General features: G+C 42.3%; 22 protein-coding genes. 7 read left to right on the top strand and 15 right to left on the bottom strand.

The features are described from left to right. Positions 1-80 precede the first annotated feature (80 nt). A complete protein-coding gene (locus BS333_RS15005; protein ID WP_021710432.1) occupies positions 81-1,859 on the top strand; it encodes a terminase large subunit domain-containing protein in 1,779 nt (592 codons plus the stop codon). A 4-nt stretch (positions 1,860-1,863) separates the two neighbouring features. Next, positions 1,864-2,883 (top strand): phage portal protein, encoded by a 1,020-nt coding sequence (locus BS333_RS15000; RefSeq protein WP_021710431.1) that lies wholly within the window; start codon positions 1,864-1,866, stop codon positions 2,881-2,883. A 538-nt stretch (positions 2,884-3,421) separates the two neighbouring features. On the opposite strand, the gene BS333_RS14995 is transcribed toward BS333_RS15000, so the two are convergent. Further along, positions 3,422-3,811 (bottom strand): hypothetical protein, encoded by a 390-nt coding sequence (locus tag BS333_RS14995; protein WP_021710429.1) that lies wholly within the window; start codon positions 3,809-3,811, stop codon positions 3,422-3,424. 939 nt (positions 3,812-4,750) lie between these two features. On the opposite strand from BS333_RS14995, the gene BS333_RS14985 reads away from it, so the two are divergent. Next, positions 4,751-5,002 carry an Ogr/Delta-like zinc finger protein gene (locus BS333_RS14985; protein ID WP_021710427.1) on the top strand — a complete coding sequence of 84 codons (252 nt, stop codon included), beginning with the start codon at positions 4,751-4,753 and terminating at the stop codon, positions 5,000-5,002. Here BS333_RS14985 and BS333_RS14980 read toward each other — a convergent pair. From BS333_RS14980 to BS333_RS14945, 8 genes are all read right to left on the bottom strand, one after another. Further along, positions 4,997-5,215 (bottom strand): hypothetical protein, encoded by a 219-nt coding sequence (locus tag BS333_RS14980; RefSeq protein ID WP_021710426.1) that lies wholly within the window; start codon positions 5,213-5,215, stop codon positions 4,997-4,999. The genes BS333_RS14985 and BS333_RS14980 overlap by 6 nt on opposite strands. 96 nt (positions 5,216-5,311) lie before the next feature. After that, positions 5,312-7,198, bottom strand: a complete 1,887-nt coding sequence (locus BS333_RS14975; protein WP_021710425.1) for a replication endonuclease — start codon at positions 7,196-7,198, stop codon at positions 5,312-5,314. 5 nt (positions 7,199-7,203) lie between these two features. Continuing rightward, on the bottom strand, positions 7,204-7,440 hold the full coding sequence (locus BS333_RS14970) for a hypothetical protein (protein WP_021710424.1): 237 nt from the start codon (positions 7,438-7,440) through the stop codon (positions 7,204-7,206). After that, a complete protein-coding gene (locus BS333_RS14965) occupies positions 7,437-8,054 on the bottom strand; it encodes a hypothetical protein (protein ID WP_021710423.1) in 618 nt (205 codons plus the stop codon). The genes BS333_RS14970 and BS333_RS14965 overlap by 4 nt, the downstream gene beginning before the upstream one ends. Then, positions 8,051-8,278 carry a hypothetical protein gene (locus tag BS333_RS14960; RefSeq protein ID WP_021710422.1) on the bottom strand — a complete coding sequence of 76 codons (228 nt, stop codon included), beginning with the start codon at positions 8,276-8,278 and terminating at the stop codon, positions 8,051-8,053. The genes BS333_RS14965 and BS333_RS14960 overlap by 4 nt, the downstream gene beginning before the upstream one ends. After that, positions 8,278-8,478, bottom strand: a complete 201-nt coding sequence (locus tag BS333_RS14955) for a hypothetical protein (RefSeq protein ID WP_021710421.1) — start codon at positions 8,476-8,478, stop codon at positions 8,278-8,280. Before BS333_RS14955 ends, BS333_RS14960 begins: the two co-directional genes overlap by 1 nt. Before the next feature lie 28 nt (positions 8,479-8,506). Further along, positions 8,507-9,046, bottom strand: a complete 540-nt coding sequence (locus tag BS333_RS14950; RefSeq protein WP_021710420.1) for a phage regulatory CII family protein — start codon at positions 9,044-9,046, stop codon at positions 8,507-8,509. 113 nt (positions 9,047-9,159) lie between these two features. Beyond that, positions 9,160-9,372 (bottom strand): hypothetical protein, encoded by a 213-nt coding sequence (locus BS333_RS14945; RefSeq protein WP_021710419.1) that lies wholly within the window; start codon positions 9,370-9,372, stop codon positions 9,160-9,162. An 87-nt stretch (positions 9,373-9,459) separates the two neighbouring features. Here BS333_RS14945 and BS333_RS14940 point away from each other — a divergent pair, with 87 nt between their 5' ends. Both BS333_RS14940 and BS333_RS14935 read left to right on the top strand, forming a co-directional pair. Further along, a complete protein-coding gene (locus BS333_RS14940) occupies positions 9,460-10,086 on the top strand; it encodes a phage repressor protein CI (protein ID WP_021710418.1) in 627 nt (208 codons plus the stop codon). A gap of 754 nt (positions 10,087-10,840) precedes the next feature. Next, entirely contained in the window at positions 10,841-12,061 is a 1,221-nt protein-coding gene (locus tag BS333_RS14935; RefSeq protein ID WP_021710417.1) for a BRCT domain-containing protein, read from the top strand. A gap of 91 nt (positions 12,062-12,152) precedes the next feature. Here BS333_RS14935 and BS333_RS14930 read toward each other — a convergent pair whose 3' ends face one another. Beyond that, entirely contained in the window at positions 12,153-13,970 is a 1,818-nt protein-coding gene (locus tag BS333_RS14930) for an ATP-dependent nuclease (protein WP_021710416.1), read from the bottom strand. Positions 13,971-14,172: 202 nt separating this feature from the next. On the opposite strand from BS333_RS14930, the gene BS333_RS14925 reads away from it, so the two are divergent. Then, the gene (locus BS333_RS14925) at positions 14,173-15,210 is read left to right on the top strand and encodes a phage integrase (RefSeq protein ID WP_021710415.1); all 1,038 of its coding nucleotides are present in this window, start codon (positions 14,173-14,175) and stop codon (positions 15,208-15,210) included. 111 nt (positions 15,211-15,321) lie between these two features. Here BS333_RS14925 and tdh read toward each other — a convergent pair whose 3' ends face one another. From tdh to BS333_RS14900, 5 genes are all read right to left on the bottom strand, one after another. Then, positions 15,322-16,353, bottom strand: a complete 1,032-nt coding sequence (gene tdh, locus BS333_RS14920; RefSeq protein WP_033004036.1) for an L-threonine 3-dehydrogenase — start codon at positions 16,351-16,353, stop codon at positions 15,322-15,324. 37 nt (positions 16,354-16,390) lie between these two features. Next, a complete protein-coding gene (locus BS333_RS14915) occupies positions 16,391-17,584 on the bottom strand; it encodes a glycine C-acetyltransferase (protein ID WP_021710413.1) in 1,194 nt (397 codons plus the stop codon). A 238-nt stretch (positions 17,585-17,822) separates the two neighbouring features. Next, complete coding sequence (locus BS333_RS14910) at positions 17,823-20,165, bottom strand: EAL domain-containing protein (RefSeq protein WP_021710412.1); 2,343 nt, start codon at positions 20,163-20,165, stop codon at positions 17,823-17,825. Continuing rightward, positions 20,162-21,091, bottom strand: coding sequence for a transporter substrate-binding domain-containing protein (locus BS333_RS14905; RefSeq protein WP_033004033.1), 930 nt, complete (start codon positions 21,089-21,091; stop codon positions 20,162-20,164). The genes BS333_RS14910 and BS333_RS14905 overlap by 4 nt, the downstream gene beginning before the upstream one ends. 52 nt (positions 21,092-21,143) lie before the next feature. Further along, a complete protein-coding gene (locus tag BS333_RS14900) occupies positions 21,144-22,550 on the bottom strand; it encodes an aminotransferase class V-fold PLP-dependent enzyme (RefSeq protein WP_021710410.1) in 1,407 nt (468 codons plus the stop codon). A gap of 400 nt (positions 22,551-22,950) precedes the next feature. On the opposite strand from BS333_RS14900, the gene BS333_RS14895 reads away from it, so the two are divergent. Next, positions 22,951-23,859 (top strand): LysR family transcriptional regulator, encoded by a 909-nt coding sequence (locus BS333_RS14895; RefSeq protein WP_021710409.1) that lies wholly within the window; start codon positions 22,951-22,953, stop codon positions 23,857-23,859. The last annotated feature ends 69 nt before the right edge of the window (positions 23,860-23,928 follow it).

Below are 23,928 nucleotides of genomic sequence, written 5' to 3'. Positions count from 1 at the left end.
AATTCGGATATGGCCGATATCCGAACCCATCCGAATTTTGCTATGCAATTTAGGGGGTTAACTGGGCTTATCATGGGCTCATGGCATATACTCCCGAAACACGACACGCGGCCCGAGCCCTTTATTTAAAGGCTTGGACCCCCAAAGAAATCGCTTCCGAATTAGGTTTGAACAGCACCCGAATTCTTTATCACTGGGCTGACAAATACGGATGGCGTGACATGCTGCGCGAGCAAACCATTGATGAGTCGATTGCGCGCAGAATTGAAACCTTACTTGAGTTGGAAAACCCGACAAAAAGCCAGCTCGATATGCTTGATAGGCTCATCAAGCACCATGTACAACTGAAAAAATTCAACGCTCAATCTCAACCTGTCAGCGAGAATGCGCCCTCTGCAGACAAAGAAACGGTGAAGCCACCGAAAAGCAAAAGCGCGCGTTCCCAGCCACCTCAAAAAAGCCAACCAAAGAAGAAAAGTAAGAAAAACAATATTGCTCACCTCTCCGAGGACCATTTCACCAACTGGCATTCCTCGCTGTTTGAATACCAACACACGATGCGTAAGAACCTGCATCAACGGATCAGGAATATCCTCAAGTCTCGCCAGATTGGCGCGACCTATTATTTCAGTGGTGAAGCCTTAGAAAATGCGATCTTAACGGGCGACAACCAAATATTCTTATCGGCCTCCCGCGCACAGGCGGAGGTCTTTCGAAGTTACATCATCGCCATTGCTGAAGAATTTTTAGGCGTTGAGTTAACGGGTAACCCAATCATTCTATCCAACGGGGCCGAGCTTCGATTTTTATCGACCAACTCGAAAACCGCGCAAAGTTACCATGGCCATGTGTATGTAGATGAGTATTTCTGGATACCGAAATTCGATGAGCTCAATAAACTGGCTTCCGCCATGGCAACTCATAAGAACTGGCGCAAAACGTATTTTTCGACCCCTTCAGCGAAGACGCACCAGGCGTATCCATTTTGGACAGGCGAACAATGGCGTCGAGGCCGAGAAACCCGCGCCAATATTGAGTTTCCGACCTTTGATGACTATCGCGATGGTGGTCGCCTTTGTCCCGACAAACAATGGCGCTATGTGGTCACGATTGAGGATGCGGCCGCAGGAGGCTGTGAGCTTTTTGATATTGATGAACTGCGCGACGAATACAGCAAGGATGATTTCGATAATCTGTTCATGTGCATTTTCGTTGATGGCGCCAGCTCAGTCTTTAAGTTTTCGGCGCTCGAAAAAGCCATGGTGGACATTAGCCGTTGGCAAGACTTCAAACCCAATGATGAATCCCCGTTTGGCCGACGCGAAGTGTGGTTAGGGTACGACCCAAGTCGCACCCGAGATAACGCCTGTTTGGTGGTGATTGCCCCACCAATTGTCGCGGTTGAAAAGTTCCGAGTTCTGGAAAAGCACTACTGGAAAGGCTTGAACTTTCAATACCAGGCCCAACAAGTGTCCAAAGTCTTTGAGCGTTACAACGTCAGCTACTTAGGGATAGATACCACGGGCATTGGCGCGGGCGTCTATGACTTAATCAGCAAAAAGCACCCCAGAGAAACCGTGGCCATTCAATACAGTAACGAAAGTAAAAACCGTTTGGTCATGAAAATGATTGATGTCGTTGAGGCCAATCGAATTCAATTCGATGCAGAGCATAAAGACATCGCAATGGCCTTCATGGCGATCAAACGGGCGCCCACCAACAGCGGCAACAACATGACGTTTAAAGCCGAGCGCAGCGAATTAACAGGCCATGCTGATGCCTTTTGGGCCATTTCACACGCCTGTATCAACGAGCCTCTCGATCACACTGAAAAACGTAAATCAACTTGGCAGATGTAAACCTATGACGCAAAAGACAACGGAAACCATCACTCAATCGACCACCAAGGATGAAAGCTTAATCTTTAGCTTTGGTGAACCCGAAATCATGAATCGTGATTTCACCAACTACGAATACAGCGAACTGTACTACAACGACGATGGGAATTATTGGGAGCCGCCACTCGATAGAGCCGGCCTAAATAAACTGACCAGAGCCAACGCCTATCATGGCTCGATTTTAATGGCTCGTCGCAACATGATCGCAGGTCGTTACCTTCAAGGCGGTATGCAAAAGCAGCAGATGCAATCCGCCGTCCACGACTTTTTAGAGTTCGGTGATACCGCCATTTTAAAACTGCGCAATTACTTTGGCCAAGTTGTCGGCCTTTGGCCCATCCCTTCCATCTATTTACGCAAACGCAAAAATGGCGATTTTGCGTTTTTAGAACGCGACAACAAACAGAAGAGTTACAAGAAAGAAGACATCATTTTCATCAAACAGTATGACCCTGTTCAGCAAGTCTATGGCGGGCCAGATTACCTTGGTTGTGTTCAGTCGGCCTTGTTAAGCCAAGACTCGACCACCTTTCGTCGCCGCTACTACAAGAACGGCTTGCACATGGGCTTTATCTTCTACGCCACCGACCCAAACCTAAGCAAAGAAGATGAGGAAGATCTCAAAGAAAAGATGGCCTCAAGCCGCGGCGTGGGTAACTTTCGTTCTATGTTCGTCAATATTCCTAACGGTAATGAAAAAGGGATCCAACTTATCCCCGTTGGTGACATTGCCACCAAGGATGAATACGAAAAGATTAAGAACGTGACCGCGCAGGAGGTGATCACAGGTCATCGCTTCCCCGTCGAGCTGGCCGCCATCATTCCCAATGGCGGCACGCGAGGCGACCCAATCAAATTTGATTATGTCTACTGCAAAAATGAAGTTATCCCAGCGTGTGAGATGTTCATGGACGCCGTAAACAGCGACCCAGAAGTGCCCAAAAGTCTGCATTTGGTCTTTAATCTTGAGAATGCCGCCAAGTAACTGCAGCGAAGTTTTTTGCAATTTTGTTTTGCACTGTATTATTGCCCTCAGCCCTTACAAACTAAGGGCTGACACCTCGCCTAAGAGATCATCAAAAAAACACAAATGATCATCAAAAAAGTGACCTAAAATACACAGCCCATTTAATTTCAACAACTTAGCCAAACCAATCAGATCAACCCTGATCGTTAAAATTTCAATTTCTTGCAATTTTTTGCACTCTTCGCAATTTTCTCTCGACCTCTGTAAGCCATTCTTAGCGCCTCAACTATTCCCTATCCCCCATGATTTCTAAAGGGCTCGCGGCAGGCTGGCGACTTTCCTAGATAACCTAATTGCACTGAATAAAAGTTGCGAAAAAACGAGATCAAAAACGTCGCAGGTGGGGAGGAGGAGTGTATTTTCCGTCGGGCGCTCGTACTTTCGGTGACCCAGTTCAGGATTGATGATGCACCAAACTTTAATTAAAACTTTTATGCATAAATTAAGGCGCCCAAATGAGCGCCTCAGAGATCTCTTTCACTCTTGCAGTGAACCTTTAAAATTCGACTTCTTTAGTAACCTCTTTTTGAGGAGGAAGTTTGATAAACTCATACCATTCGGTAAGAATTTTTAAAAAGATCGTTGTCGAGATAAATTGATTATATGATTCATCAAAATTGAAAGAGATTTCCGTACGCTCTCTACCAATCTCTGCATAGAATGTTTCAGTATGTATCTCTCCTTTTTCAATTTGGCCTTCAATAACTTTCTTAGTATCTTCAATTCCATTTTTAGTTCTTTCGAGCACTTCCTCAAAGCCCAACCCACCATCGTCAAATAAAACTCCCCCTAAAGGGTCGCAGTCTTTAAATGCTGGAGTATCACAATAACTATAAGGAGTTATTCTTGTACCAAATTCAAGTCTCCAAACAAAATACATTTTCATAGTTAATTCTCTTATTCTAAAGGGTAAACCGTTTGTTTAGGATATAGGTATCCTTTAACTTTGACACCAATTTTGGTGGTACCTTGCCACATTTCAAGGGCTCGCGGTAGCTTGGTGCCTTCCGTAGATAGCCTAATTGCCCTGAATAAAAATTACGAAAAAACGAGATCAAAAACGTCACAGGTGGGGAGGAGGAGTGCGTTTTCCGTCGGGCGCTCGTACTTTCGGTGGCTTGGTGGCAGGTATAAAAAAGCCAGCATCAAAGTAATCACACTTATTTATTCAAAAGTCTCTACACTAAGGCTTGTAATCTTTACCGCTTATCTAGAGCATCAATCTGTAGATTCTAGTAATATGCGTCTCGCTATTTCTATGATAAGTTTGCGATAGACATTTCGAGAATATGTATCTGATGGGAGATATTGAACTTCAGAGACGTGAAATTTTAATGGGAAATGTTCATTTATATATTGCAGTCCCTCAATTACTTGTTTATGTACTTCGTCTGCAGTTATGTTTTCAGGTTGCTCAGCACCTACAGGTGTCATTATTATGTTGTCCACACTTACATTAGATAACTTAATACACAATAAATTATGGCAAGGACCTGTTATTCTGGCTAATTTATAGAAGCCATCATTGTAAGTAAATATCATTTATTCTTCATCCCATGGAAATCCTGTCCACTTTTTCTCTGCTGCAGCATGTGACTCAGCATATCCAGCTTTATGCTTCTTTTCATACCAGCTTTCAGCAGCCTCATGCTTCATCCATGTTATATCATCCTGGCTAAAATTACCTGAAGAACTGCTCGTCTCCTCAATAACCCTCTATCTTTCCAATCGAGCAAAACAAAAAGTGAACTGCAAATTAACCTGTACAAATGGACAGTATTTAAAATAATATTACACTATCAGTCAGCTAAGTTAGGTCAATGTGATGAGAGTAATTTGCCCCGAATGTGGTGCGAAAGCCTGTATACAAAAATCAAACCGTATTTCAACGAGCTACAGCGATTTATATTGCAGCTGCAGCGATCCTGAATGCGGCCACACATTCGTGATGAATCTGTCCTTCAGCCATACGCTTAGCCCTTCCGCTAAGACCACCACACAAATGGCCTTTAACCTGGTTAAAGCACTTGGCCCAGAGCAAAAAAAAGAGCTGAAAAACCAGCTCTCAATACTATAAATTAAACCTTGGGCTTTCTGTTTCATCCGCCATCTGAATGATCATCTTCATGGCCTCTATCTTATTGCTATCAAGCTCGCCTTGATTGTCTGCAATCACCAACCCCATCAAATACACACCGACTTTTGCCCTGCTCTCAAGTTCGGTACTTAACGCGACCCCATCTACGATTAACTCTAATGCTTGTTGGAAAAGTTGGTTTTTATTAGACATGACAAGCCCTCCTTATGATGACATAGGCAATATACTGTATATACATACAGTTTTCTAGTGAGGATTATATCTTTTTAGGATTGTTTTATAAGCTCATCAATGTGGACTGGCTATCGTTTCAGCCTTCATAAAGCGTTCCCATTCAGGCTCTCCCCTATCTAACTCCATTTCTAAGAAGAATTTATCGATGATTTTTTGGCTCTTGGGTGAAATTCTACAGTTATTGCCACTGGACCAAGGTCGGTCGCTCCCGCTCCCTTCAGAAGCCTCCGACAAGTCGGAGTCTTTCTTAACGAGTTTCCATTCCGTTTCCCGTGTATAAACCATCAAACCGGACCCTTGCACCCCGTCAGTTACCTTGACGATTTCACCATATTTGTTTTCTCTTTCCTTTTTAACCAACCGGAGCGGGCGCTCAGATGAACGAAGTCGGTGCCCGCCCATGTAATCCATGTAAGCGGAGAAAAAGCCAAGATCGGCCGCCCTTCTCGCTTTCTCAAATAAGCAGTATTCTTGCTCTTCATCAATGCGGCGAAGCTCACGCCAAATAGTGACAGGTGGGGTTTTCTGGAATTGGAATTGACGAAAACTAAATGTACGCGACCAGGCGGTCACGTTTTTAACGGTTTCTTGAAGCTTCGCTCTTTTGTTGTCTCGATCGGTTTCACCTTCAAGCGCATAACCATCAACGTTCTTTGATATGTATTTGGCCAGATAAGCCACGGCACCGCCTGCCGACTTATCGATAAGCTTGGCCTCAAACCGGGCCTTCATGGCTTTCGTTCTTGGAGAACCATCGTCAAAGAACAGCTCTCTATTTTCTCTAAACTGATACGCCTGAAGCCCTGCTATGAATGCTTGTACATGATCAAGAGGCATAAAAAACACACCATGCCAGTGCGGTGTTCCATCCTGATGAGGCTCAACAACCCTCATACCGTAATAAGTCAATTCACGATAATCTGCCCAGGCTCTAAACAAGTTCCAACCTTTGCTTAACCAAGCATGGGCATCTTTGGGATTACCGCCATCAAATTTAGGATTTTCAACCCAGTATTTACCGTGCTTTTTAAGTCGATGAAAACGACTGGGCGCCGTCATAGTGACAAAAATCGCCACATGATCATTGCTTTCTGCATATTCCTGACAACCTGCAATACGAGTCATCAGTTCATGTCTTCGATTAGCCGGGTTACTTTGGGACGAATCAATGACGGTTTTAAGATCAACCACATCACCATTTTCAGATTCAATGGCCATGAGCTCAATCCATTCTCTTTGTCGGTCCTGCCGAATGGTTAACCACTCACAAGCCGCATTGGACGCATAAGGAGAGCTGTGTGGCGAAACCATACCTGCAGCCCGGCGAGCATTTTCAAATACGGCTACCACAATGCGACCGATAGCTCTACGCCAAAATCCTTCATCCATCAGTCGACATATCATCGAATATGCCTGGTCAGAACTTTCAACATAAGCAAAATGAGGAAGCCATAAAGAAGCCCCGGTGAACTCGTTAATAAACCCAATGCTCTCCATTGGCGACATACCATGATCAGATGCCAACCTAACTCGATTACCACAACGCCCGGCCATTTCTATGGCCAGCTTAGCGATTTTAATTTCGCTATCGACTTTCCACCACGGCTCAGGCAAGACCGAAAACGCTGCAGCAACCGCAGTGCTTCGTTTTTCAATAAAATCTACCGCACGCTTAAAACCATACTTTTTTAACCTGCTGGCTGATGCTTTATCGATATAGTTTCGAATGTCATAAGGTAGCTTGAGCTTATTGGCCATAGATGATGCAAACTCAAAAACTCTTTCTCTTGGGGTTAGTTTTCCGTCATGAACCCATTCACCATTAATAAAAGAAAGCTGAGAAGTGCCTTTGTGATTGTCCAGATAAGAAAGCAACTCCCGATGCAGATTGCTCGGGAGTCGATTAAGAGGATTATTCAGGTTGAGATTGTGTTTTTTCATTATGTTTAGTAAGGCGTTATCACTCGATTAGGTAAGCGCAGAGACTTTTGTTTTAGCTTCTCAAGCCACAATCTCTTGCGCCGTTCTCGAAGCGTTTCTGTTGCCTCCCTTTTCGCGGCCAGCTCTTTGCGTACTTTTGCTAGCTGAATGAGGCCTCGCTCTTTATCTTCTTTGGTCAACGAGTAATGCTCTAAATCAGGGCAAGGCAAATGGCATGGGTTTATGTATATTTTCGTGCTCATCTGAAACTCCGACTAAAAGCAGGCTCTGTGCGAGAATGGTAATAAACGATTGAACTGACATGAGAACGATTCATTTCCATTTTTTCAGCAATCTGAGATGGCGTGAGTCCCTCGTCATAAAGACATCGACATAATTCAACATCGTTATCTGAGCACTTTGCATGTGGGTAGAGCTCCCCCTTTCTGCGCAACGATATTTTGTTACTCTTCTCTCGATGGCGATTAAGCGTCCTTACTCTGTTTTTGATTGTGCTGATTGAAGCTTTTCTGTATCCAAGCTGCTCAACTAACTTGGCAATCTCCTGAGTCGATTTAATACCAGCCCACTTCAAAATAAGAGCATCTTCGTCAAACTTGAAATTTGGGCTGCTAAGGTTATTGCACTTTCCACAGCTCTTGCGATACCCTCTGCGAAGATCGACGGTATATTTTTCAATATGAGTATTTCCGCATTCACAACGGCACTCTACTCCTTTCCCTGGGTCTTGCTTAGTAACCGTGAGCTTGCCAAACTTTTGTCCGAGAATGTTGTAATACGTGGGATGGTGCTTTCCATATTGATAATGCTCTTCTCCACGCTTGATTTGTTGAAACCAACCTTTGCGAATACTCATATCTCAACAAACTCCTGTGTATCCACGACGATAAAACCGCCTGCCCCTTCGCCTTCGCTGAGTACACCGTGGCGAACGTGATTGCACTTAAGCTGTTCACAAGCTTGATGGATCGCGTCATCAAAACAGTCAAAGTCTCCAAGTGTTGTGGTTTCTAATTCTTGGGTGTGTTTATGGCGCTTCATTGCACCATCACCAAACAGACGAATAGCGACATATTCCATTAGGCGGTCTCCTTTGCTCCGGCAAATTTTTCGATATCCTTGATGGCTTGATCACGAATATCTTTCCAAATACGGATATTGGCGTTTTGCTGACACTCTTGGCCTTTAACAGGGTTCTGTTGATATTTGTAAGCATTAAGAGCGGCGATGTTATGGATGTGTATCGCTTCCTCAAGGGTGTTTAATTCAATCTTTATCATGGTAAAACTTCCTTTATTCGTTAATGAGTTAGGCAAGTCCAGGTATGGCGGCACCGTTAGCGACAAAATCCACACTCATCGCTAAAAATGGTGAAACGCCTTTTGTTTTGCTTTCGATATCGTTGATAAGCAGCACAAGATTGCTGATGCCTGCCTGTGCTTTTTGAATAATGGTGTGTTTGTGGGTACGACTTAGACGATCACTGCCTGCATGTTCAAGCGCCATACGGGAAAGCTCACCGGAGTGCATAGCATTTTCCAACGCACGTTTAATGAAGGTTTCTTCACTCGCATCATTTGGGATTTGTGCGGTCACGACACCGAGGCCAAGCAAAAGACTGTTAAGAATGGTGAAGTTGCCACTCGCCTTCGTGATCATCACAAGTTCTACATTGGTAAGAATGTGCGGTTGCTCTGGGTTAAGCTTGTTGCGCAGCATGGTGGCGTTCATCCCCACCATTTCAGCTAACTTGGTCATGTTCTCCGAGTTCGCAAATGCGCAACACGCTTCGTTAAATGCTTTTTGTTTAGAGCCACGGAATTCGCACATTGAGTCATTTGGGTTCATAGCGAATACTCAATAGAAGAAAAACGGGAGTAAAACAAAACTCCAACCAAGGATGTTTAACCACAATGGGCAATACTCTTTGGTTGGGACCAGGGAAGATAAGCGCATGGTTATCAACCTAAGTTTTGCATGGCTTCACGAGTCGCGATCTCAAGCAAAGCCACCATGTTGATCAGTGGTGTTTCTTTGCCTTTTGCTTTGGTTTTAATAGGTAAACGGCCGTCTGATACCCAGTCCATGATGGTACGCTTAGGCATGCCTGAAAACTGAGAATACTGGTCATAAGTCATGAAAGGTGTATTTAAAACTACTTGATAAGAGAGCATAGTGATATCCTTTAGGTAATTGAATGTATTACATCGGGCTTATGAGTTGCCGCTCACCCGAATCGACAATGCGATTATGGATCGATAATGCAAACTAATCAACTAAAAATCGAAGTTCCGAACTACATTAGCGGTAAAGACTTTCTAAAAAAACTCATGAAAGTTACAGATACCGAGCAACAACAGGAGCTTGCGGCGATATTTGGTGTGCCCAAATCTACCCTAGCAACTTGGCGACAACGTGATCTAACGCCACATGAGATTGCTGTTAGAGCGCATTTGAAACTTGGAGTGTCTTTAAATTGGCTGTTACTTGATGAAGGTGAGCCTTTCATTAACTCAAATGTGAATAAGCACACGACTAAGTTCGAAAAAGAAATTTCCATTTTCGATATAGATTGTTTTTCAATAGAAGATGGGAAACTTAAGAACAGAAGCACGATTTCATTTGATAAAGCAGTTCTCAATGAGTTGGGTGCTGTAAACGTCATGGCAATCAAAGACGGCCAGAACACATTCATTGTAAACAAAGAATCTCGTCAGGCAGTAAGCGGCACATACCTAGTCGATATGGATGGCCTACTCTCTCTAAACGAGATCCAACGCTTACCAGGTAAAAAACTGGCGATTAGCTTTAATGGTTCAACATTAACCGTTGATGAAAATGAGGTGATAGTGGTTGGTAGAGTTGCACTGGCCATGGAAAAGAAATAGTTGTTGCACCTATCTGTTTGAGGCCCCTCGCAGCTAGGTAGATAGTGGCTAGTATTAAGATCTGACCAAGTTATGATCTCCCTGACTTTCGAAGATAGCCTTATTTTACTTCGCTTGCACTAAAAAGCTGCTTTCGGGCAGCTTTTTTATTTCGATAACCTTCGCTTTCTGTTAGTACTAAAACTATCGCAAAAATTTGATTTATGGTGACAAGCAACTGTTTTCAATGATAAATTAATTACATACTCAAATCATAACAGCTAGCCAAAATGGTAATCCAGCTATGAAAACCGTAGTTAAAAATATATTATTCTCTATACCATACTGGCCGTTACTATTATTAATTAGAGAAGAATATACACTTTTGTTAATACCAGTAACTTTCATTTCAATTTTAATTCTATGCTCAATCTTCTCTATTTATACTGCTTGTCATAAAATTTGGTGGTGGTTTGGGCTGTATATTACAACAATATCCCTCCTATTATTGACATATATAATAATGCCTTATATTTAATAACCTAAGGACGAGGATTCTAAAATTTTCACAAGTACTCGTTCTATTAATTACACATTTTGTAGCTTAACTCTTAATTTATTTTTCGACGCAGCCCACTCTTAAGTAACATATAACCCCATCAAAGCAATACCTAACGGTAGATCACGAATATGCACAAAAGCGCACATTTTTAGTTCAAAACCTAGACTATACGGTTAATATCCACTCACAAACAGTAGCTAGGAGAAAGATCTAATGGAATCAATTAAGAGCGCTATAGAAGAAGCTGATGGGCAGTTTATATGTATCTACAAGGATGCTAAGGGTAATACGAGTGTGCAAGAACTTGCCAATGCCAAGCATACTGAGACGGAAAAAAGTAGTTATATCCAAGGCTGGTCATACAAACACAAACACCCAATCACTCTCAAAACTGAGAGGGTTTTAGGTGTATTCGATAGCGCTGATGATGCTGATTTTCACCTAGAATCTAAAGCTGATTTTGCCAGCGATATCATAATTAACTTACCAAAACGTGCGCCAAATTCCTCAGAAAAAACATTTGATGTTTGTTTCACTGGCTTTGACAAGGACACCAGAGAATCATTAACTCGCCTTGCAGAATCCAAAAGCATGTTGGTTCGTAAGAGTGTGACAGTTAACTTGGACATTTTGTGTTTTGGTCCAAATGCAGGTCCAGCAAAAGTTAACCAGGCAACAATGCAAGGAGTCACAGCTTTAACGAAATCACAGTTCGAAAACCTGCTTGATACTGGCGAACTTCCTGAAGCGCTACCTGGTGATATCACGGTCACTGAAGCCAAGGAAAGAGCCAGAGTCGACGAATTCGAGGATCTTGTAAAACACATTAATACGAACCTCAAAGGCCTCAAAGAGTTTCCAAGGCGAGAGAACCTAATAGCCACTTTCCACGATGAGCAAGCAGTTGGCTGGAAATTTTATGTACATCAGGCCTTTCGAGACGCACTGGATATTAAACTGACACCAGTAACCGTACATTCAAAGACTTATCAAACATGGACACAAGGTCATGCATACTCATTCAAGCGTGGAGATACACTCTCTTGGCCAAATCCCAATAAAGACTGGGGAGCATTTCTAAATGCAGACAATGCGATCATGCTGCAAGTTAAATTTGCAACGCCTGCTGGCTTTGTTGAGAACCAGCGCCTTGAAGGTACATTTCAAGGTAATTACTTTAAAACGAAAACTCATGCACAATCTAAAGATGTCTTAGATGCACCTATTGAAGTAGCAAGTTACATATATGATTCAGGTGTTCTTACTGTAGGAGTTTATCGACCAGATGAAACAAAGGAAAAGGTTGAGCTGGTAGATACCCTTTTATTAACTCAAGTTGAATTTGTAACACTTTTACAATCTGGCTACTACTGGCAGAAACCAACAGATTCTGAGGATGATACCCCTGTCAAAAAAATTGTCCTTGTGGAATAATAAACCAGTAAAGGCTAACAGCTAGTATAAATTAGCCTTTACTCTCTTTAATTAGCTTGGAGCAAGAATTTTACTTTTTGGCTTGTGAATATTAATCACAGAAGGCAAACTCAATAATCTCTCTTAAAGTTGATTTACTACTGTCAGACAAATCTTTTTCATCATCTAAAAATTCCCTTATTTTCTTCCAAGAATGAAAAGGCTTACTACTCGATTTGATGCTTTCGACCTGGGGATCCCATAGCACGTGCTCAAATGTATCTTCTACTAAAAACACGTTTTCTGCTGAAGCTACTTCTCTAATCTTAGCATTTGCCTTAAAAGGGTGTAGATTGCCTAATTGAGCAAGCTCGCCATCTGTTTTACCCTTTCGATCAGTGTCATGAATTACTTTATAATCTATACCAAGTCCTTTGAGAACTTTAACTATCGCTGTAATCGTCCATTTTCCACCTGCTGAAACAACCGTCGTATCTTTGTGCTTAGAACCTTCAATACCTAATTTTCTTACTAACTCATCAATCATAGTAAATACAGCTACTTCGGTATCACCTTCAACCACTACAACTCGTTTGGCGAACAAACTTTCACAAACTGATGGATGAAAGTCTAAAACAGCTCTTAGCATTACTTTTTCATCATATTCTCTACTTTGTTCGAATAACTCTTTCGGTAGCTGCGAAATGACTCTCTCGTTATTGTTTGCTCGTTTGATTAATTTAACCGAGTCGGGCCTGTTTGCTAAATCAATTAAAAATGGCGAATGAGTTGAGCAAATTATTTGCCAAAGCGGATTACATGATCTTGTTTGAAGTGTATCTCTCAATCTGCGCATAAGATGAGGATGGATATAAAGTTCAGGTTCTTCATACAAAACAATCGTTGTTCTTTGAGCTCCGTCGACTTGGGCTTCAGTGGCTGCATTACTTTCTAGCATTGCAAACGCTAATGCCCTTTGCACACCGCTACCTTGATATTGCAGGCTAGTTTCTAATTCTTCATCGATCAGAAATGTCGCTGCTTTCATGAACAGAGGCTCTATATCAATATCTCCAACAGCTAATTTCACTTTTGTATCAAAGTCCAAGATATCATTTAATGTTTGAGAAACAGCTTCAAGAGCTCCAGACAAACCATCAATCTCACTGCCATCTTCAGCCTGACCTTTAAGCTTTTCCTGTAGTTTTTGTGCCTTCTCAATGTACAAAGAATATGATTCATCAGATTTAACTTTTGGGAAAAGTTTGTTTTTAAATAAATATGCAAATGGAGAAGTTCCATTAGTTTTCAGTTCATCTTCGATCTTGAAGCTTGCAGGCACGTACATTACATGAGGTATTGCTTGTTGAAGAGAGTTTGCGAACGTTTTTTCATGCCAATCCAATTCACAAGTAATCATATTAGGATATTTAGCGATCATATAGTGCTCTAATTCACTTTTCTTCTCTTTGTACAAAGCTGCTGATGTTATACCACATTCAATCAGGATATCTCTGAGCTCTTCATCCGCGCGTGCTTGTGTAATTGTTTTACCAGTGAAAGGAGTAGTAGTAGGGGCGTGATGAACTAAATACCTACAAGTTGGCGAATCAGTATTCTCAGCCCAAGACGCCTCCATTTTTAAAATTAGTTCATCCCCATTTAAAAGTTGAGAGATAGCTGGTTTATTACGTTCCCATTCTTCAAGTTCACCAAATGTGCAAGTAATAGACATAATCTCGTCAGTTTGCTGTTGACCTGGCCAATCCTCCACTTTGGGTTTTTTGTTATCTAAAACTAGATTCAAAGCTGATAAGATTGTAGATTTCCCAATATTATTTGGTCCAACAAGAGTAGTAAAATTATTTAAATCAATCTCTGCCTTAGTAATACCACGGAAGTTTTCAATTTTTACATTTCTGATTTTCATATATTTTCCAACAGTTAAATTATTCAGATAATATACAGAACAACACTCCGTTTAATTGACACGCATCAAGAACGCCACAAACAGTACAAAATACCTTAATTTAATGATTTCCTACCTGTTTACCCCAAGCGAAACAAAACATTGCACCACGTCTCACCACGAATTACACTGTTTTTATGTACAGTATTAATTCAAGTATCCTATGTCTATCAGAAACTTAAAAGACGGTTCTAAGAAACCCTGGCTTTGCGAATGTTACCCATACGGCCGCACCGGTAAGCGTGTGCGCAAAAGGTTTACCACCAAAGGTGAAGCCAAAGCCTTTGAGCTTCACACGATGAAGGAAATTGACGATAAGCCCTGGATGGGTATTAAACCGGATAACCGAAGAATGAGTGAGCTTTTGGAAACTTGGTGGACCATCCATGGCCATACTTTAAAGTCAGGCAAGCAAGCCAGAGACCTCATATCTAAAACAATTGAAGAGTTGGGTAACCCAATTGCCTGCCAGTTTAAAGAGCGAGACTACCTAGCGTATCGGGCAGCTCGAATCCCCTATCGGGGTAAGAATAAATCCATCGAGATATCCCCAACCACACACAACCTTGAGCTGATTTATCTAAAGGGCATGTTCAAGAAGTTGATTAAGTACAATCAATGGAAATACCCCAACCCACTTGAAGCGATCGAACCTATCAAAACCAGTGAAAAGCATCTTGCCTATCTAACCAAGCCACAAATCGAAGAGTTTTTTGACAATCTGCAGAACTGCAATCGAGTTATCAAGGCATCAATCCCACAAATTATTGTCATCGCAAAAATTTGCTTAGCCACCGGTGCACGAATCAGTGAGGCACTCACTTTAACTCGCACACAAATAACCGAGCTCAAGTTGACTTATACCGACACAAAAGGGAAAAGGAATCGCAGTGTGCCTATCTCACCATCTTTATATCAAGAGATTTTAGATATAGCGGTGAGTGACCATGACATATTTAACACCAGTTACAAAGATGCTTGGCGTTACATAAAAAGAGCCTTACCTGAGCACGTTCCGAATGGGCAAGCGACCCATGTTCTACGGCATACTTTTGCTTCGCATTTTATGATGAATAAAGGAGATATTTTAGTGCTGCAGCGTATTCTCGGCCACACAAAAATTGAGCAGACAATGGCGTATTCTCATTTTGCTCCAGAGCATTTAATACAAGCTGTTCACCTCAATCCTTTAGAGAATTAGTGGCGACAAAATGGCGGCAGCCACTGTAATAGAGCGTTATTTATCGGTTTTAGACGTAAAAAAGGCGACAATTTACACTGTCGCCTTTTGCTATTTAGGAGCTAATTTTGCCTATTCCCAATCAAGGATAACCTTGCCGGAAGCCCCGCTACGCATGACATCGAAGCCTTCTTGGAAGTCATCAATCTTGTAGTGATGGGTGATGATCGGTGAGAGATCTAAGCCAGATTGAATCAAAGAAGCCATCTTGTACCAGGTTTCGAACATTTCGCGGCCGTAGATACCTTTGATGATCAAACCTTTGAAGATCACTTGGTTCCAGTCGATGCCCATGTCTGATGGTGGAATACCCAACAGCGCAATACGACCACCGTGATTCATGGTGGTTAACATGGAGTTAAACGCAGATGGGTTACCAGACATTTCTAGACCAACATCAAACCCTTCTGTCATACCAAGTTCTGACATCACGTCTTCTAATTTCTCTTCTGCGACATTGACTGCACGCGTGACACCCATCTTACGTGCAAGATCCAGACGGTATTCATTAATGTCTGTAATAACAACATGGCGAGCACCTACATGTTTCGCAACAGCTGCCGCCATAATGCCAATTGGGCCTGCCCCTGTGATTAGGACATCTTCGCCGACGAGATCAAACGACAACGCAGTGTGTACCGCGTTACCAAACGGGTCAAAGATCGATGCAAGATCATCAGAAATACCTTCCGGGATCTTAAAAGCATTAAAGGCTGGGATCACAAGGTACTCTGCAAAGGCACCTTCACGGTTTACACCCACGCCGATGGTATTACGACATAAATGAGTACGACCACCACGACAGTTACGGCAATGACCACATGTAATGTGACCTTCACCAGAAACACGATCACCAATCTCAAAGCCACGTACTTCCTGACCAATCGCCACAACTTCACCGACGTACTCATGGCCAACAACCATAGGAACTGGAATTGTCTTTTGTGACCATTCATCCCAATTGTAAATATGCACGTCTGTCCCGCAGATGGCGGTTTTCTTGATTTTGATCAGAATGTCGTTATGACCCATTTCCGGTTTCTCAACCTCGGTCATCCAGATGCCTTCTTCAGGCTTTAGCTTTGATAGCGCTTTAATCTTCATAATATAACCTTAACTCAAGATCCTAGGTCCTAGAATCTTAGATGATGCCCATGTCCTTACCAACTTGGATGAACGCATCGATAGCACGATCCAACTGCTCACGAGAATGTGCCGCAGACATTTGGGTACGGATACGAGCTTGACCTTTTGGTACGACTGGGAATGAGAACCCAATCACGTAGATGCCTTTCTCTAGAGCACGTTCAGCAAACTCTGCAGCTACTTTTGCATCACCCAGCATGATTGGAATGATCGCATGATCAGCTCCGCCCATTGTAAAGCCTGCACCTTCCATACGAGCACGGAAATGCGCTGCGTTTTCCCATAGACGGTCACGTAAGTCACCGCTCTCTTCAAGTAAGTCCAACACGCGGATAGATGCATTAACGATCGCAGGAGCCACCGAGTTAGAGAATAGGTATGGACGAGAACGCTGACGTAACCAGTCGATCACTTCTTTTTTACCTGAAGTATAACCGCCTGAAGCACCACCCATCGCTTTGCCGAGTGTGCCTGTAATAATGTCGATACGGTCAACAACGTTATGGTGCTCGTGTGTCCCTGCACCTGTTTTGCCCATAAAACCGACTGCGTGTGAGTCATCAACCATGGTCAATGCGCCGTATTTGTCTGCAAGGTCACAGATCACGGGCAAGTTCGCAACCACGCCGTCCATAGAAAAGACACCGTCAGTAACGATTAGAATATGGCGAGCGCCCGCTTCTTTTGCCGCGATCAATTGTTGTTCAAGTTCTTCCATGTTGTTATTTGCGTAACGGAAACGCATCGCTTTACATAGACGAACCCCATCAATAATCGAAGCGTGGTTTAACGCATCAGAAATGATCGCGTCTTCTTTACCCAAAATGGTCTCAAACAAACCAGTATTGGCATCAAAACATGAGGTGTAAAGAATGGTATCTTCTTTGCCTAAAAACTTAGACAGTTTCTGCTCTAGCTCTTTATGAATGTCTTGTGTACCACAAATGAAACGAACAGAAGCCATACCAAAGCCATGTGCTTCCATGCCTGCTTTACCGGCTTCAATTAACTCAGGGTGGTTTGCAAGACCTAAGTAGTTATTAGCACAGAAGTTTAATACTTCTTCACCCGTGGAAATTTTCACTGCCGCTTGCTGCTGTGAAGTGATGATACGCTCAGATTTATATAAACCTTCTTCTTTCACATCTTCAATTTGCTGGGCAATTTGTTGGTAAAAGTCAGCAGACATTCGCTTTTCCTTCTTTCGATTCTGATGATGTATCGACGCCCTACTTCGATCCTCCCGAACATCCGTTCATTGAATGAGGTGAATCATTAACCAGCAGAGGCGATACCTGAACTTGTGTGCTTTTCGTTGATATGGACACAGTGTAATTGAAGCAAGAAATAACGATTATCCCTCAAGGTGGAAAAACATTAATGAACTCAGGGCACAAATAATAAATCATGAAGCTAATTCATTGATTTTAAACCAAACACTCTTCCTTTGAATGCTTAAGTAGTCGCTCAAATTCTTCAGCGGGCAATGGTTGGCTAAAGTAAAAACCTTGGCCAAACTCACAATTTAAGTTTTGTAAGTATTCCAGATGCCGCTTTTCTTCAATGCCTTCCGCAACAATTTCAAGTTTCAACGCTTGCGCCATCGCAATAATCACTTTGACTAACGCACGGTCAGAATCGTTTTCAAACATATTTTGCATAAAGCTTCGATCTATCTTGAGACGATCAAATGGGAATTTTTGTAAATAACTCAGTGCCGAATAGCCCGTGCCAAAATCATCGATAACCAACTTTGCTCCCAATGCTTTAAGATCATCCAATAAGCCTTTGAGCTCTTTCGTATCACTGAATAATAAACCTTCGGTTACTTCAATATCGAACTTGTCTGCGGGTAAACCAGATTCACTGAGGTGGTGTTTGATTTGATCCAGTAACCGCTCACAATATCTAAACTGCACACTGGAAAAATTCACCGAGATCGATATGGGGGCAATAGATTGCCATCGTGCTGCTTGGTGACAAGCGTGTCGAATCGCAAAATCACCTAATTGGTGTATCAAACCATTTTTTTCTGCAACTGAGATAAATTCATCAGGGCTGACTGACCCCAGCTTGACATCATTCCAACGCATCAAGGCTTCTGCACCAACAATTCTACCACTGCGTAAGTCAATAATAGGTTGATAATATAAGCTGAGTTGTTCGTACACGATTGCCTGACGTAGGCATTTCTCTAAAGTAAGAAAACGCTGTAAATCCTGGTTCATATTATGGTTATAAAAACAAAAAGCATTACGCCCTTCTTGTTTCGCACGGTACATTGCCATATCAGCGCAGGCCAATAACTGCTCTACCTTGTCACCATCATCAGGAAACACAGACATTCCTATGCTGGCAGATAAAAAGAATTCATGATTGTGCCACATAAATGGCTGTTGAAAGGCCGATAATACTTTTGCTGCAAAATGTTTGGTGTTTTCTGTACTTTGCATCTCAGGAACAATGAGAAGGAATTCATCTCCTCCAATTCTGGCTAAAAAGTCCGTTTCTCGTAAGGTCTGTTTTAGACGTTTCACCGCTAATTTAAGTACTTCATCGCCAACAAAATGACCCATTGAATCATTGATTTGCTTAAAATGGTCCAAATCAATGAACATCACTAATACTTTAGCGCCGCTATGACTGGCTCGAGAAAGCTCAAAGCTCAACCGCTCGGAGCCGTGTAAACGATTAGGTAAACCCGTTAATGCGTCATGTTTGGCTAAAAAAGCCAGCTCTGTTTCCGAGAACTTACGTCGCTCAATTTCTTGAGTTAAACGTTCGTTTTGTTGAGAAAGAAAGTCTTTACGATGCTTTTCTTCCTCCAACTTAATCTTCAGTTCTACTCGTGTGTTATTGAGATAGAACGCATACAATAAACCTGCAACCATTAATATGGCAATAACACTGAGTATCGTGATAAATAGCTTTGAGGTGTAAAGATCTCGCTTGTTAAAGGGCTCAAACCAAGCCATCAAAGTGTATTGGTTCTTCTCATCAGGCACAGCAAAATAGATGCTTTCTTGTAAGTCGCTGCCTAATTTGTCTAAAGTTGCACGGCTTTGCTCAGAATTATCATAATGGTTCAAGTTCCATAGAAGCATTTCTGCTTCACCTAGCCTGAGCACTAATCGGCTATTTTGTCTGTTTTCATCAGGCTTGTTTAATGAGTCGATGATTGCACTCTGGTTAAGATCTGCGATCAAGTAGCCAACGCGTTTTCCCGAGAAGAGCACGGTTTGAGCCAACCGAATGTACTTTTTCTCTCCTTCTTCTACGATCTGCAGTTTTTTAGATAATTTAAGGGGCTGTTGATTCGATGGTTTATCAATCGCCAATAATCGCGTCCCCCTCGTGCCCGTCGAAGCAATGACTTTGCCATCTAGACCAATCAAGATAAGCTTCTGATATAAGTGCTGATCATTCTTAAGCTTTGTTTGTGATTTCGCTTTCAGTTTTCTCTTCAGGTTGATCACGCTCGCGCCCAAGCCATACTCCATTGACATGCCTGAGGCGAGGTTGGCAAAGAAGGTTTGCAGTGTTTTATCCGTAGACAGGTGAATCATGTCTTCCTTCGCAATGGTTAATACACTATCAAGCCTTCCCGCATAACTTTTTACTTGTAAGCCCAGTTCACGATGCTGGGAGTCTTTTAATTTATTTTGACCTAGGCCAGTCACCGTAATAATGGTGGCTAAATACATCGAGATTAAGCCAGCACATATGATAATTATTCGTGTACTTGATATTTTTTTTACAAGCTTTTTCATAACTCGTTCTTACTATTTACCAAGAAGTAGTCATTATAAAAATAGAAGATGGAGGGGTAGTATTTTTCAACCAGTTCCTGATAGGTTCCATCTTGCTTAATCTTATTTAAGTATTGGTTAAACGCTATTCTAAGCTCTGGCGAATTATGACGAAATGCCACAGCCATTCTTTGATGCTCTGAAATAGGACCAATCACTTTAATTTCACCTGGCCATTTCTCCATTGCAATTAACGTGTCTGCGACATCAAGCAAGGTGCTCTCCGCATCATTTTTCATGATCGCTGGCACCATTTCATTAAGGTGACGACGACCATCTGGGAAGATAATATCGGCCTGTGTTTCGTACAGATCATAAAGGTTTGGATCAAGACAAGAGTGCTCCATCGCCAGTACGGTTCGACCTTTTAGCAAACCCTTTACTTGACGAATATCTTTTTGGATCGAGCCCGTCGGCTTGATCGGTTTCATCGAAGAATCGGTACGAGCCACTAGCCATACGCCAGATGGAAAATAATCATCTGAAAAGGCAATGACCTCTTTTCGCCAATCAAGAATCGTTACTCCATTGGCGATCAAATCTCCTTCGATTGCCATCGCTTGCCCTATGGCAATGTCTTTATTTTTATATTCGACATGATGACCAACTAATTTGCCAATCACGTTATTCCATTGAGCTGGAACATATTCGTAGCGCACACCAAGTGAGGTTGCAAAACCTTTGATAATTTCGACATCTAAGCCTGCTAGCGTTTGGATTTTGCCCTGCTCAATATGAGAGACAAAATTTGCGTATGAAACGCCAATATGACGCAACACTCCTCGCTCTTGAATATCTCTCACATCATCGGCTAAAGCTAAGGGTGAAAAGAGCAATAACGAGATCATTCCTTTTGCTAAGCAGCGCTTAAATACCTTGTTTAACATAGTGATACCTGTTTGTGTGCTCCTCAATATCGAGGAGCACACATTGACTTAACTAAAACGTATAATACAGCTGGCTAATTGCTGCTATGAGACCGGTGACATCCTGCTCATCATGAAACAAATGGGTTGAAATGCGTAACGCATGAGTTTCTTGCTGATCTTCTTTTGTTAGCTTAAAGCTGGTGGTACGAATGATGTAACCGTACTCTTCTCGTAAGCGATCTCGGAAAAGAATCAATTGCTCTTCATTACTCGAGTCAGAAAAAGGATTAAATGTGGTTAAACCACTGGTCAAGCCTTCTACATCTGGCGAATACATGGTGGCATGAGGTAACGCTTTTCGCAGCTGTGTTTTACACTGCTTGCTTAATGCTAAGATACGATCTTGAATGGACTGTCGGCCTATTTGGTCCCACATCTTGCAACTGTCCGTTAGTGCTTGCTTTGCAGGATAGTTATCATTTCCTACGTACTGCATGCGTAATTGTTTACTCAGATGTTCAGCATGAGATAACGACGAGTTAATCATCCATAACGGCGTTGCGCGATCATGCCAATATTCATTAAGCCGCTCAGCATCCTTTCTGATGTAGAGAATCCCTGTGCCACCAGGACCACATTGCCATTTATGGCCAGAACCGACATAGAAATCACAATCCATATCATGAAAATCAAGCGCCAACATACCAATGGTATGCGCACCGTCGACCAAAGTTGGAATACGATGCTTTTTAGCCAGTCGACAAATCGCTTTGGCGGGCAGAGTGGTGCCCGTTTTGTAAGTTACGTGAGAAAAAACCATTAAGCGGATATTCTGTTGTGCCGAAATCACATCGCGAAAAGCATTGATGTAATCCTTCTCTGACACTGTTTCTGTTCCAGTAAACACCGGTAATTGAACCTCAATGATTTGAACACCAAATCGATGTGCTGCAACATGTAATGGCGAGTTCACCGCAACATGCTCATGGTTGGTCGTTAAAATAACGTCACCTGGCTCAAAGTGTAGACCATTGATGATCGAACACACTCCATCTGTCGTGTTTCGCGTTAGAACTAACTCATCAGCATGGGCACCAAAGCCCGGTGCTATCGTTTGGAACATTTCTTCAACATGCGGAAAAGGACCAAATTTATCTTTCATATCCCAAGGGTGTTTGGCGACTAATGTGTTATTACGATCATAAGCGTCTAAAACATGCTTTGGCATTGACCCGGTTGTACCTACGTTCATATAAGTACTGCGCTTATCCAAAACAAATTGCTTTTGTACCTTCCACCAAAAGCGCTGATTGTCAGCGTAATCTGTGGCCGAATGTTCCCAATCTATACCTTCAACGTTAGCATGGACTGTCCCCGAAAAAACAGACGCCCCAATACCTGCAACAGCAGCACCTGTCGCCCCTTTAATGAAATTACGACGACTTTGATTGGTCTTTGTTAGTGCCTGCTCCAGCATACACTTTATCCTTATCACAATATGAAAATGATGCTCCAATAACTGTTCGTGTTTGAATAAAGGTGTTCACTAGAACTGAGCTTCACACACTTAAAAAGCTATTAGGCATGTAAACAATAAAAAATACCGAACAACATACTTATTGTGATAATTTCATAAAGTCGATACTTTGTCAGCTATTAAGTGACTTGTTGCGCACTTTTCTTTATTACTACTTTACCAAGAAACAAATTAGCAAAATTAACCAAACATTAGCACCTCAAAACTTGCTCAAAACGTTAACCAGAATTAAGCGGTATCCTATGTACCAATTTTCCATTCAATGGCCTTCAAGTTATCCGCTCGCTGATAAACTCATCTCAAGGTATACTCCATTTATACTTTGCTAAGCATACGAATTATGGTTAACCCAAAACTTATCGCTTTATTGCCAGATCTGGCCGCTTTTATTCTCGTTGTTAACGAAGGTAGTTTTACCGCCGCCGCCAGAAAACTGGGGGTGACGCCTTCAGCTCTAAGTAAGTTAATTACTCGTTTAGAGCACGCTCTGTCAGTCAAACTTTTCGAACGAACCACTCGAAGCTTAATCATTACCCAAGCAGGCAGTAAGGTGTATGAACAAAGTATCACCATGGTAAATGCTGCCAAGCAGGCCGTTGAAGTATCAGCCCAAGATCACACAGAGCCAACCGGAACGCTCACTGTGGCTGCGCCAGAGGCTTTTCTCAATTCGGTCCTGCAACCATTCGTTCTGCCTTTTTTACAACGTTATCCAAAGGTTGAACTTAGGCTGCGAGCCGCCGATGGCGAGATTGATCTGTTTCGTGAAGGCATTGACGTAGCATTTAAACTGACTGACAAACCCGATGAAAATTTGGTTCTACGCGAAATCAGCAAAACCAGCCTAGTTCTATGTGCTTCACCAGATTATCTCGCCCTGCATGGTACACCTACGCATCCAGTGGAGTTAAATCAATATGACTGCCTTTACCTTGCTGAAAATGATAAAGATAATATCTGGTCGTTTTACAAAAAAGACATCTTCCATTCCATTCCAGTGCGAGGTCGATATGCTGTTAATCACTCACAAATGCGCTTAAATGGTGTGAAGGCAGGGTTAGGTATTGGTATTTTCCATGACTTTGTGATTAAAGAAGCCTTAGAGCAAGGAGAAGTGATGACTGTCCTATCTGACTGGACAATCAAAAGTAACTACCATGGCGCGATTGCGATGCAATATCCTCAATCGAAATATATTCCGGCACGTTTACGAGTCTTTGTTGACTTCATCACCCAGCAACTGTGCTAGCTAGAATAAAATATTACCAACTCCCATTTTAATGCATCATTATGACTAAAAGTCAGCGCATCAGAGCAG

Source organism: Vibrio azureus, from assembly GCF_002849855.1.
Taxonomy (GTDB): domain Bacteria; phylum Pseudomonadota; class Gammaproteobacteria; order Enterobacterales; family Vibrionaceae; genus Vibrio; species Vibrio azureus.
This window is presented reverse-complemented; position numbering and strand designations above follow the sequence as displayed.

Bases quoted from the DNA above. Each gene is read 5' to 3' on its own strand.
- BS333_RS15005 (WP_021710432.1), top strand. From the start codon at position 81: ATGGCATATACTCCCGAAACACGACACGCGGCCCGAGCCCTTTATTTA.
- BS333_RS15000 (WP_021710431.1), top strand. From the start codon at position 1,864: ATGACGCAAAAGACAACGGAAACCATCACTCAATCGACCACCAAGGAT.
- BS333_RS14995 (WP_021710429.1), bottom strand. From the start codon at position 3,811: ATGAAAATGTATTTTGTTTGGAGACTTGAATTTGGTACAAGAATAACT.
- BS333_RS14985 (WP_021710427.1), top strand. From the start codon at position 4,751: ATGAGAGTAATTTGCCCCGAATGTGGTGCGAAAGCCTGTATACAAAAA.
- BS333_RS14980 (WP_021710426.1), bottom strand. From the start codon at position 5,215: ATGTCTAATAAAAACCAACTTTTCCAACAAGCATTAGAGTTAATCGTA.
- BS333_RS14975 (WP_021710425.1), bottom strand. From the start codon at position 7,198: ATGAAAAAACACAATCTCAACCTGAATAATCCTCTTAATCGACTCCCG.
- BS333_RS14970 (WP_021710424.1), bottom strand. From the start codon at position 7,440: ATGAGCACGAAAATATACATAAACCCATGCCATTTGCCTTGCCCTGAT.
- BS333_RS14965 (WP_021710423.1), bottom strand. From the start codon at position 8,054: ATGAGTATTCGCAAAGGTTGGTTTCAACAAATCAAGCGTGGAGAAGAG.
- BS333_RS14960 (WP_021710422.1), bottom strand. From the start codon at position 8,278: ATGGAATATGTCGCTATTCGTCTGTTTGGTGATGGTGCAATGAAGCGC.
- BS333_RS14955 (WP_021710421.1), bottom strand. From the start codon at position 8,478: ATGATAAAGATTGAATTAAACACCCTTGAGGAAGCGATACACATCCAT.
- BS333_RS14950 (WP_021710420.1), bottom strand. From the start codon at position 9,046: ATGAACCCAAATGACTCAATGTGCGAATTCCGTGGCTCTAAACAAAAA.
- BS333_RS14945 (WP_021710419.1), bottom strand. From the start codon at position 9,372: ATGCTCTCTTATCAAGTAGTTTTAAATACACCTTTCATGACTTATGAC.
- BS333_RS14940 (WP_021710418.1), top strand. From the start codon at position 9,460: ATGCAAACTAATCAACTAAAAATCGAAGTTCCGAACTACATTAGCGGT.
- BS333_RS14935 (WP_021710417.1), top strand. From the start codon at position 10,841: ATGGAATCAATTAAGAGCGCTATAGAAGAAGCTGATGGGCAGTTTATA.
- BS333_RS14930 (WP_021710416.1), bottom strand. From the start codon at position 13,970: ATGAAAATCAGAAATGTAAAAATTGAAAACTTCCGTGGTATTACTAAG.
- BS333_RS14925 (WP_021710415.1), top strand. From the start codon at position 14,173: ATGTCTATCAGAAACTTAAAAGACGGTTCTAAGAAACCCTGGCTTTGC.
- tdh (WP_033004036.1), bottom strand. From the start codon at position 16,353: ATGAAGATTAAAGCGCTATCAAAGCTAAAGCCTGAAGAAGGCATCTGG.
- BS333_RS14915 (WP_021710413.1), bottom strand. From the start codon at position 17,584: ATGTCTGCTGACTTTTACCAACAAATTGCCCAGCAAATTGAAGATGTG.
- BS333_RS14910 (WP_021710412.1), bottom strand. From the start codon at position 20,165: ATGAAAAAGCTTGTAAAAAAAATATCAAGTACACGAATAATTATCATA.
- BS333_RS14905 (WP_033004033.1), bottom strand. From the start codon at position 21,091: ATGTTAAACAAGGTATTTAAGCGCTGCTTAGCAAAAGGAATGATCTCG.
- BS333_RS14900 (WP_021710410.1), bottom strand. From the start codon at position 22,550: ATGCTGGAGCAGGCACTAACAAAGACCAATCAAAGTCGTCGTAATTTC.
- BS333_RS14895 (WP_021710409.1), top strand. From the start codon at position 22,951: ATGGTTAACCCAAAACTTATCGCTTTATTGCCAGATCTGGCCGCTTTT.